The sequence below is a fragment of the Dechloromonas hortensis genome (genome assembly GCF_009469765.1).
Lineage (GTDB): Bacteria > Pseudomonadota > Gammaproteobacteria > Burkholderiales > Rhodocyclaceae > Azonexus > Azonexus hortensis.
In genome coordinates, this window is the sequence record NZ_SSSQ01000008.1 from 90,863 (window position 1) to 101,320 (window position 10,458).

Below are 10,458 nucleotides of genomic sequence, written 5' to 3' on the forward strand. Positions count from 1 at the left end.
TACTGCTGATACACGGCTGACCTGGGACTGCTGAGTTCGTTGCCAACAATTGGTTTTAACTGCTTTGGCGATGTATGTATGGATACCGTACTACATACAAACCTAAGACTCGGTGTTTCCACCGTCCCATTCATTTCAGTACCCCTGTTCACAAATTTGGGTACAGAGAAGCCGATAGCGTTACGGGCATAGCTCCTTGGTGACGGCGACTATACGGCGCCAGCTGTGTTGTCTCCAGCCAATGTTTCTGCTTTCTGCACGAGTTCGGATGCGCTCATCCCCATTGCGTCAGCGATAAGCCAAAGCGTATTGAGGTTCAGTGCAACCTCACTGCGTTCAATGCGACCTAATCCATTTCTGTGAAGTTTGGCAGATTCAGCCAACTTCTCTTGCGAAATGTTCAGACGCGTACGCGCTTCCCGTATAACAACTCCCAAAGCTTCAATTCGTGTCATGCCTGCTCACCGGTTTTCGGCCGAGTTTCAGGCGCTTTTCTGTTAGAATCTACACACCAAAGTGTTCCACCATAAAGTGGTCATAACTGATGAGCATGCCTTTAAGTGGCAGAGGTGGGCTCGCCTGGAATCATTGAGGAGGGAGATTTGGAACGCAAACTGTTCGGGCATCGCCCAAATCGCTTTCACAATCTCTTTTATGACGGGGATTGGCATACGCAATTGGCTACGGCTCTGGTGCTGGCAAAAAATTCAACTGCCTCGCAAGAGTTGGTCGCTGCCATAGAAATCCTTGAGCATCAGCTTGAGAAAAATAATGAGTGCATCCATACCGTGGCTGTCGTTCAGAAGGTACCGGTAGGCATGGAAGCAGCCTTCTTGATGAACTGTATTGAGCAGTGCATCGATGTAGCACCTGCCAATCTTTGTCTGACTTCAACAGGGCACCTTGAGCTAAGGATTACTGCGCGTGGGAACCTGAATAGTGTGCAAAATATGGCGACTTCAATACTTTCGTATGGGGTAGCTCAAGCGGAAGCAATCATATCCGCAGCCAAATGGACATTTAGATGAGCATGGCTCAACTCTGAAGGTGGATTCCCGGGTGTGGGGCATTTCGGTGGCAACATTGAATGATTTCCAAAGCAAGCTATTGCTAGGGGGTAGGGAGCAAACGCTATGCCTCTGTGTCGGTCGGTAAAGCCGCAAACTCACAGGCAAATTCAAATGTTATGTCCACCTTTCCTTGAGATTCATTTCCCGCATGGACCGCGATTCCACTATCGCCCTGCCGCTTTTGAAATCGCAGCCTCTGTAGCCACTCTTTGTGGAGCACCAAATACCTAGCTGAACTCATTGGCACGGTATAAACCTCCACGTCATTCACAGTGGAATACAGGCCGCGCTTCGCGCTGGCAGGTGGGCGAATGACGAACCCCGTCGGCACCGGACCATCTTCAGGCAAACGATAAGGGGATAGATGCTCTGCGCGTTGCCCTGAGGCCACAAGTATGACTGGAGTCCCACCTTCGGCAGTAACTGAAGAAATCCTTGCATTGAGGTCTGCGTAGAAGGCATCTACGTTGTCGTCGCGGACCGGCTCGATACCGCGCGTTCGCTGCATCTTGACCAAGGCAACAGCAAACGCTCGGCGAGCTGTGTACTCACCGAACCAATGTATGAGCTGCTCATCTGGTGCTTCGAGCGGAAGATTTGTGAACGGCAACTTAGAAAGATTTGTGAAGCGTTGGCTCGCTGACTCGAGTACATCGTCAGTCGCTTCGTAGTTCGTGGTCACAGCAATGGGGAACTCTGTCTGTTCTTCGTTGCTGAAAACGCAGGAGTGGACTCGCTTCGCCAACTCCACCAATAGAGCTTGGTCGAGCAAAGCATCATTGACGGTTGTCTCATGAGCCTTTGACGCTACCGTTGCAGCCTCCTCGCAGACAGCGGCAGCCCACGTTACGGCCTCCTCAAATGGTTCAGTCCGCTCAAGGACATCACGCAGCTTCTCGATAGTAGTCGAATGCCTTTTGATGTCATCCTGGCCAAGCTTGGTCGCAAGTCCATTGAAGTGCCGCGAGATGCGGCTAAGTCGTCTGAGGTCTTCGTGCCATGTCTCGACGAGGGTTGAGAATGTACGAACGTCGTCACGGCGACCAACCGCCAAGGTCGTCAAGTACATGACTTGCCCAAGGACCAACGCATCGACATCGTTGGCCCCCGACAGTGAGTAAATGCGCCCTGATGTCATAGGCTCTCTAGTGTCCGCACGGAACCGCTCGACGATTTTATCCAAGCGTTGCGAGTAGGTAGGGTCAGCGAATTGCGCACGGGCGAGTCGAGCTACTGCCGTACCGGCGTTTTGATACCGCTCAACTTCGGCAGTGCCTCCTGCATCGTAGCCCCGCCCTCCTATCAGGGCACCCACGATTTCAATACACAACGAATCTTCTGCGCATTCGATACCAGCCGCGTGCTCAAGCAAAACGATGGCGCTCACCATGCAGATGTCTGTCCAGTACCTCTTCAGGACTACGGCAAGGAGTTGAGTGGCCGCTTCTTTTGATTGAGCCCCTTCCGGAAGGTCAGGAATATGTATCCGAACCTCGTCCCAGCTCAGGTCAGCAACCGCCAGAGTCAGTAGGTTCCAACCGGCTTGTGGCGCACCGCGGTCCGCATCGAATTCAAATTGTCGCCCACCCCACCACTTGACTAGTGAGTCTTCCAAACGCCTTGCCGCCTCGGCATCACCTCGTGCTACAGCAGCAAGAAGAAGTCGAGCCGTTTCGTCGATGTGCGCCGCGTAGACTTTGACCCGTGTGACATGAGCTTGCCACAGTTTGGCATCGCGCCAGTTTGTATCCTCTTCGATAGTGATGTGGATGCTCTCCCAGGAGCCAACCCAGCCTTGGACCGCATCGCGATAGACGTTTCGTAGAGGAAGCGACAAGAGGTGCGGGCCATGTGCTGCGAGAGTCGGTTCTGACGCTACGCGACGACTCCACCAAAGACTCAGGTGATACATCAACAGGGTTGACGAAAGGAGCAAGGGCACCAGTATCTCCTGAGGCTGTTGTTCGACCTGGCGAGCTAGTCGCGCTGAAATCGCTGAGGCACGTAGAAAAAAACGGTCGTCGTTCTCCAGCCCCGCAACTGCAGCCTCTGCGATGGTGCGATACGGCTCCATCCATTCGTGGCACATGACCTGAGACCCCCATCCATAGGGGTCTCGAAGCATACAAACACTGTCCAAGGAGTCGTCGCCCAAGCGAAATCGGGCTGCACGTAGCAACCCAGTGTGAACCTCCACCAAGTCATCGAGCGCTTGCCTGAACCCAGGTTCTCGACCGAGTTCGATTTGAGATGCTGCCTCTTGGCCGAGTTCTTCCATCACCTCCACGGAGGTGAATGGCATGGCTGACAATGTCGGACGCATGAACCGATACGCCCCCCGAATAGCAACCCGGGCAAACATGTCTGGTGAGTCGGCATCGCGTACCCGACACAGCACGTGTTTTTCAGCAGGATTGTCCGGAGTACAAGGGAACTCAAGAAGCGGGTGCCCGCCATGGAGGGAGCGTGGTGCATGCATCCATCTGGTGACAGCCCAGCCAAGTAGTTTAAAGTGAACATCGCCGAGCAATTTCGGCGTGGAGAAGAGGCGATTTATCACTGGGCTGCCCTCTCCCATTGGGAACAAGAGAACTTTCGGATTGGCGCCCTCGTCCGATGGGTTTGTCTCTGGTACCCAACCTTGTTTCTGCGCGTTCTGCAGCGCCAAGCCCATGGCAAAGGTCCGAACTTCTCTTGGTAGGGTGATGCACTGAGTGAGCCACTGCAATGTCTGGACTCGCCGTTCGTCCTGCAGGTATTGGGCGGTGCGAGCGAGGAACCACCCAGTAAGGAATAGATTGATGGCCAGCCAAACGACATTGGCGACCATTGCTGCCTGAACTTGCTGTATCGACATCCAAGGCAGAGCTAGGTACTGGAGCGTCATCAATACTAGTAAGGCAAACGAACTGGTCCCCGATGGCTTGACACCTGTCTCGAGCAAAAAGGCCGTTAGCGCCACTTTCGCAGTCGCACGTCGCTGCAGCAGGAAGGCCACAAATGATATGACCAACGGATACACCAGGGCCACGACAGTCGCCTGGACCGACCAAGCAGTACCGAAGTAAGTTGGTAGGTCAGACTTAATCCAAAGCTCGAGAGATAGTGAGCAACGTTCGGCAAGGGTCAGCAGTGACGCTATGACACATACCCACAGAAAGGCGGCTACCAGCAAGAATCTCCAGGGGTGCGCAGCCGCGCCAAGCAAAAGACGCTCAAACCAAGTGTTCTTTCGGAGGTCTGGGGCAAACTTTTGCCATTGATATATGTATTGGCCCACGTGCCAAGAGAGCGAGCCCAATAGGCGTCGCGGGATTACGGCGACTACAAATTGCAGTATGAGGCTGAATATCCATTCGACGGTATTTGTCATTCGTCCCCTCCCTTTTAGTGCAATAGATGTTTAGGCCTTAAGGTCCGCAATCAAGAACGCCACTGCGACCTCTCTGTGTCCGGCTAGATAGGTGGCGATATATCCGCTTGTCTCGTTATCGGGAGGCCCTAGATGCTCGCAGTCAAGGTATGTGAGACCGGGAGGAGCCTCATATTCGAGCATGCGCCTGACATATTCGAAGAGAGGTTTGACCTCCTTCGCGTACGCGTAAGTGACGTGGAAATAGATATCACAGATGCCATACGACAATAGCTTGTCGAAATGTTTTTTGAGATTAGTCCGGTCAAGGCTGGTGCAGACGAGCGCCTCATAGATGGATAATTCCTGACCAGAGACTCGAATAACGGCGTCCCGTTCGCCTGGATTGCCGTTTGAAGTTGCCCCACCGAGCGACTGGTCAGCGACATCCCACTTGGCCACTGCGAGCGAAGCTCCCAACACCTCTCGCACTGCTGTGTTGAGGTCGTCCTCGAGCCTTGCCTCGTCCTCTGGATTTTTCCGGTCACGCAACATCGCCGCCATGTGTTGAAGCGCGGCAACGGCACGTGAGACTTGCCGTATGAGATAGCCTCGAACTCCGCACCCGGGGGGGCCGAGTACGTTACCAACCTGAGAAGGTGGAAGCTCGGTCAACTGCTGCAAGGCGGCCCGAATGAGTGAAATCGTATCGACGGTAACTGTTGGCGATGTGACGCTGGATGTTGGAATGCCAGCCTCCAGGTCATTCTTGAGGGCAATCAGTTGGTCGTCAGTACCGAACTCGGTTATTGCAGCATCCAATATCGCCATCGCCTCGTCCCGGCGCCCCATCTCTGATGTTGCAAGTACGACGATGTGCTCAAGGTCTGGGCTTCGCTTTTCCCGACGACGCGCAGCCACGCTCTCCAATGCATCCTCTGGCCTTCCCAAGGCAAGCAATAGCAGCGCACGGTTTGCAAGTAAGTTGCTGCTGGCTTGCCCCTCGTTCGTTGTGACCGCGGCATTGATTTCTGCAAGTAGGCCCTCGCCGGTCACTTTGTCCGCACCGCTCAATGGATGAAGGGTTGTCCCCAGAATCTGTTGAATGGCAACCGCAAAGGCGTTCTCCTTGTATGCAGAGGCCGCACCGGGATGCGCTGCGAGGCGTTCCAGTACGTCCCTAGCTCGAGCCAAATTGCCGTTCGGACGCAGCAGTTGGGAGGTCGCTTTATAGAAGTCCAGTTGCTCTTGCGCTTGTCGCGTTGTGAACTCATTCAGTGCGGACGGAACGAGCATGTCGTCAAGTGCAATCCAGTTCTTCTCCTTCAACAGTAGCCGAAGCCCGAGGCCAAAAAGACCAAGCTGGAACTCCTGGGGAGCACGGTCCAAGTGCTGTGCTGCTTCATCCAGATGCTCGCGGGCAAGCCCGTACTCACCAGCGACCAATAAGGACTCGATGCGGTGGTGTATCTCGGGCCAGGTCCAAAGCGTTGAAGCCTCTCCTGGTTTCAGCTGCCGCAACCTCGCTTGGATGCATGGTTTAGCCGTCGCGGGTAGGTGCTGGATAAGCTCAGCAAGTAGCACCGGGTCGTCGGACTGAGCAAGCGCCTGCAGCATGGCTTCCTGATGACTGCCGTCTAGCCGACGCCATGCGGCGGCGAGGTCTTGTGCCGGCGAGCCGTCCTCGCGTGCAAGAAAGGGAAGTGGGCTGTACCTGTCCGTGAGGGCTCCGATGCGTCCTTTCTCGGCATGCTCAATGGCACTGCGCGAAATGAGCACTTGAAATGCGTCGCAAAGCTCTGCCGGTACGTCTCCGTCAGGCCAACCCGCTACGGCGCGAGCGAGCAACCGCACATGCCCTCTTAGGGTTCGAGCAATCGATGAATGCAAGGATGGTCTTTCATCCTCCGGCGTCTCTCGCAGCAGCTTTGAGATATCGAATGGGATTAACAGCGCATCTCGGTCGGATTCGGCTTGTGTAAGTGCAGTAGCGACGAGCCGCGCGGCCAGTTCTGTGGACAAGCTGGGCGCGTCGGTCCATTCCAGGTGCAGGTCGTGCGCAAACTTTGAATACAGTGCGACGATGGGGCGCGCGTCGACAACTGGCACGTTCGAAAGGCAGTTCAGCCCGGTGAGCACTCCCGCAAAGCACGCACGGGGTACGTTATTTTCGTAGGCCATCTGGGACACCAGGTGGTGCAACACCGCAGACTGAAGTTCTTCCGTTTCCCTTGCGACCACCCCGAGAAGCTGCCGCCCGATGGGTCTCCTCGAATCTGCAACGGCCCTACCTCTGCCATCGCTGCTGGCATAGCACCAAGTAATCAAAGATGCGTATTCCTCGAGGTCAAGCGTGCCCTCACGTAAGTGGTAAGCTAGGAGCGATAGCGCGTCCTGGACAGCAAACGCCTTGGTCTGGGCTTCACGGCTCACATTTCGGTCACTATCTCGCCCTAACTCCGAACGCCATTCAATGGCCAACTTGGCAGCAAGGCCTGCAGCACGCTGGTGCATCAGCATGTCCACCAACAGCGCAGGTACGGCATCTACATGGAACAGGAGTTGCTGCAATGCCATCGGGTGTTCGGCTGCGAACGATAGAACCGTTGCCGCTGTGCCCGTGACGCTCTGCCCGATATCGCTCTTCTCAAGCTCGGAGCAAAGCAGCCCAAATGCAAAGCTGACCGTGCTTGCGCCGAGGCGCTCCATCATGAGATGTTCGACCTCGGGCCATTTTAGCCAGTCGCCCCGAGACACCAGTGTCCGCGGCGGAGCTACCCTCGGAGTCCTTGCATACCGCAGTTGGTCCTGCGGAATCGCAAATACCTTTTCGAGAGCGTCTGTATAGTGCGCAACATCGTTGTCCCAAGTCCCCCAAAGGGTCTGTCGCTTCAAGGCTCGCTGAGCCGCCTCACGGCAATACCGCATCTCAGTCTGGCCCCAGCCAATGTCCCATCTGCCTGTACCGCCGAGGACCTTGCACCACGCAGACCACTCCAAGAAGGCTCTGTCGATAGCCTCGGCATTAGCTTCTAGTAATTCCGACGAACCACTAACCTCGTTATCGACAACAATAGCTGCCTGCCTTGCATTGCCGCTTTCGTCCGCAGCAAGAGACTGTGGCTTCGGGCAGAGTCGTTCCCACAGCCGACCTGCAAGCCAGTCTGGGTCTTTGGTAGGAAGGCGCCGGTCGAGCCAGTTCTCTTCCAATATCCTGGCTGCAAGCGCTTTGGCGTGAGGAGGTGTCGTGTCAGTCTTGGCAACGAGCCGAACCTTGCTGAGTCCCGTCAAAAAGGCCTTCGTGCTCGGGCTCGGGTACGTAATGTGCGAGAGTGTGCCTAGAGGTGTTCTCTGCACAATCCAGCGGCCGCCGTCGAAGAACACCCAACCCAAACAAGTGAGGTCGTCGAACGTCGGGCCGCCTTCTGCAATGCGCTGCTCTGATTCGTCCCAGGCCTTAGCAACGTCCTCTGCTCCACCCTGAAACTCCAATCGGTAGTGCTGGCAAAGGTCGAGAAGACTGAGTTCGTCGACTATCCCATCTTGTCCGAAGATAGGGCGCAAGTGACGCGACCGCGACAACCAACGCTCGAACATCTGTCTCAGCTCGATACGCACCTTCAGCGGTGCCCACATGCCGTCGAGCGGACGCACCTCTTCGAATCCGACCACGAATCCCCCTATCTAGTCTCTCAGCCACGCATGTTACGTCACGAAGCCGCCGCATCTCGGCAAATGGCTCAGTTCACCGCAACCGAGCGGGTCAACAGTATTCAACCCCGCCTTCTCCGAACATCTCGAATGCATTGAGCGCGCCATGTTGCTGGATGACCTGACGGTCTTGCGCGTCGCTACCTAAGTGATGAACATCAGCTCGTTCGAACAGACCTTGCCGAATTGCCGTGAGGGGACCTCGGTCGTGTACGTGCACCTGTGTCGGCTACCCAAGGACATGAAGTCCTTGGCTGCGTGCCGCTAGGCCGTAGCTGATATTGACCAGTCGCATTCGAACGATAGGTAATGAATCCTTACATATTTATGCAAACGCGTTGTCGCGTAAGGTGTGAAATCGTATAGCAAGTGTAGGAGGCGAGGTTTGGAATTTTGGTCTGAAACGGAACCTATTGGGGCAGGTTAGTTCAGGCTGGAAGCTGATACCATTGTTCTTTTTTTGGCCTGTTTAGGGCAGTACCCCAGCCTAGCCATGATTTCGACAAATCTGATGGAAAAGAACAACTCAGCAAGCAGACTTCTTCGCTTGTTCCAGGACAACCAAGGCAGACAACATAACACTCAGGTTCTAAGCGTCTGGGCTGAAGCCTTCGAGCTCCCCAGTAGTCTTCAGACGAATGACATTGTGGCAGAAGCAACCTCATTGCTCGCGGCCGCTGATGCTGAGCTGAATGCAATGAAGGCTACGCTGCTGAGTAAGGGGGTTCCCGAGGGGCTAGTCGTTCCCTACATTGAAAGGGCTCGAAACGCTGTGTCGCCGACACTGCTCAACAACACCTGGAATAACGTTGTGCAGCACTTCGCTCAAGATACCTTGCTGGCATTTCAGTGGTTCGCCTACGAACTCAATGAAGATGCGCACGTCGTCAATCAAGAGGATGTCACCAAGCTGCTGGCTGAGATGGCTGACCTTGAAGCTGAGCTGATGACCTCTGAACTGTCAGTGAGCTTACGACTATTCTTGCTGAGCCATCTCAAGCTCATGCAAACTGCTTTGCGGCAATCGCGCATTGCCGGCGCAAGACCGCTACAGAAAGCAGTTCGTACGACCCTGCAAGAATGCGAACTAGAGTCGGAACACCTCCAGGAGGAGGTTCTGGCATCCGCTGGCACCAGCACCGCAAAAAAGGTGATGGAAGGGTTCGTTAAGGTCTGGAAGGGCGCGGTTGAGGCTTGTGGCGATGCCGAGAAACTTCAGAAGGGAGCAAAAGTGGTTGGCGGTGCCGTCACTGCACTTCTGGAGCACTTCGGGCAATAGGCAAAATCCCTACGCCAGCACTTTAAAGAGTGCATTCAGGGTAACTCCTATCGAGTGGCGGAAAACTGCACGCACAAAAAAAAACCCGCGTACGGGGCTTTCTCAGAGATGACTGGGCGGCGCCTGCTGCCTGAGAACTTCAGGCTCCGCTTCTGTCAATCCAATCCTCCCATTAGGAGGACCTCCAGATGAAACTCGAACTATCCTGGAACAACTAAACGAGGGAGGTGCCAGCCTCTTTCGATACCCAGTTTTAGCAAAATTGAGCCCTCTTTGCAACGCGGAATCACCTCTGTGACCAGGGGCCGCCTTCGCCCCAAAGGCGACGCTCAGGGTTTGGAAAAGAGGACGTTCATTCAAAGTTGGGCATAGCCGGCCGCCGGAGCGTGTAGCACGGAGGGAACCAAAAAGCGCAGCATTTTGGTTGTCCCTCTCGACTGCCGGGTTGGGCACCACGTGCTCCTAGAACTGCTGGCCGATAAGTTGCCGGGCCATAGCTAATGGGAACTTATGCACCTCGATGCAATCCTGCACATTGGTACTTTGCACGGCTAAGACGCGGGTGTTTTGCTGAGCCTGGGCGGGGGTGTTATAGCCATCAGAAGGATTGTTGGCTTTAGCATTGCCTTGAGCAATATAGGCAGCTTGATTCTCGTCCTCTGCCATGACGATGTATTCGTGAACGCTATGGTCATTTAAGGTATTAGTAAGCACACGGAATAAACGCATTTCTATCTCCAAGTAAAGGCTGAGTAAGGGTTTTGTGGTGCCAAACAGTTAATAGGCGGCCCCCTGAGTCCGTATAAAAACTGACATGCACGCATCCATTATGCATACCAAATCCCTTGTGCAGCAAGGCAATTGGCTTCGATGTCCGCTATCGAGAGCCCCACACTGTCCGGTTGTGGCCGACAACAGCCTGATGCCGCTTTTCCGCAGGTATTAGCCATTCGGATTTTGGAAAGATTCCCATGGCGTTGGTGGTAACGCATCAACTTCTGCTTCTGGGCAACTCCTGCCGTTCAACCTGCCGGCAGACTAAGGCA

At 54.8% G+C, this 10,458-nt stretch carries 6 protein-coding genes; 2 read left to right on the forward strand and 4 right to left on the reverse strand.

The features are described from left to right. Nucleotides 1–209: 209 nt before the first annotated feature. Nucleotides 210–455: a helix-turn-helix domain-containing protein gene (locus tag GH663_RS13745; protein WP_153132288.1), complete on the reverse strand. Its 246-nt coding sequence runs from the start codon at nt 453–455 to the stop codon at nt 210–212. A gap of 147 nt (nt 456–602) precedes the next feature. Here GH663_RS13745 and GH663_RS13750 point away from each other — a divergent pair, with 147 nt between their 5' ends. Continuing rightward, nucleotides 603–1,028, forward strand: a complete 426-nt coding sequence (locus GH663_RS13750; RefSeq protein ID WP_153132289.1) for a hypothetical protein — start codon at nt 603–605, stop codon at nt 1,026–1,028. Between the two features lie 103 nt (nt 1,029–1,131). On the opposite strand, the gene GH663_RS13755 is transcribed toward GH663_RS13750, so the two are convergent. Beyond that, entirely contained in the window at nt 1,132–4,245 is a 3,114-nt protein-coding gene (locus tag GH663_RS13755; RefSeq protein ID WP_153132290.1) for a hypothetical protein, read from the reverse strand. Nucleotides 4,246–4,473: 228 nt separating this feature from the next. Continuing rightward, nucleotides 4,474–8,094, reverse strand: coding sequence for a hypothetical protein (locus GH663_RS13760; protein ID WP_153132291.1), 3,621 nt, complete (start codon nt 8,092–8,094; stop codon nt 4,474–4,476). 550 nt (nt 8,095–8,644) lie between these two features. On the opposite strand from GH663_RS13760, the gene GH663_RS13765 reads away from it, so the two are divergent. Beyond that, the gene (locus GH663_RS13765) at nt 8,645–9,412 is read left to right on the forward strand and encodes a hypothetical protein (RefSeq protein WP_153132292.1); all 768 of its coding nucleotides are present in this window, start codon (nt 8,645–8,647) and stop codon (nt 9,410–9,412) included. 462 nt (nt 9,413–9,874) lie between these two features. Here GH663_RS13765 and GH663_RS13770 read toward each other — a convergent pair whose 3' ends face one another. Further along, the gene (locus GH663_RS13770) at nt 9,875–10,141 is read right to left on the reverse strand and encodes a hypothetical protein (RefSeq protein WP_153132293.1); all 267 of its coding nucleotides are present in this window, start codon (nt 10,139–10,141) and stop codon (nt 9,875–9,877) included. Nucleotides 10,142–10,458: the final 317 nt, after the last annotated feature.

What these genes read in the sequence shown, in the direction of transcription:
- GH663_RS13765 (WP_153132292.1), top strand. Translation starts at nt 8,645, where the DNA reads ATGGAAAAGAACAACTCAGCAAGCAGACTTCTTCGCTTGTTCCAGGAC.
- GH663_RS13745 (WP_153132288.1), bottom strand. Translation starts at nt 455, where the DNA reads ATGACACGAATTGAAGCTTTGGGAGTTGTTATACGGGAAGCGCGTACG.
- GH663_RS13770 (WP_153132293.1), bottom strand. Translation starts at nt 10,141, where the DNA reads ATGCGTTTATTCCGTGTGCTTACTAATACCTTAAATGACCATAGCGTT.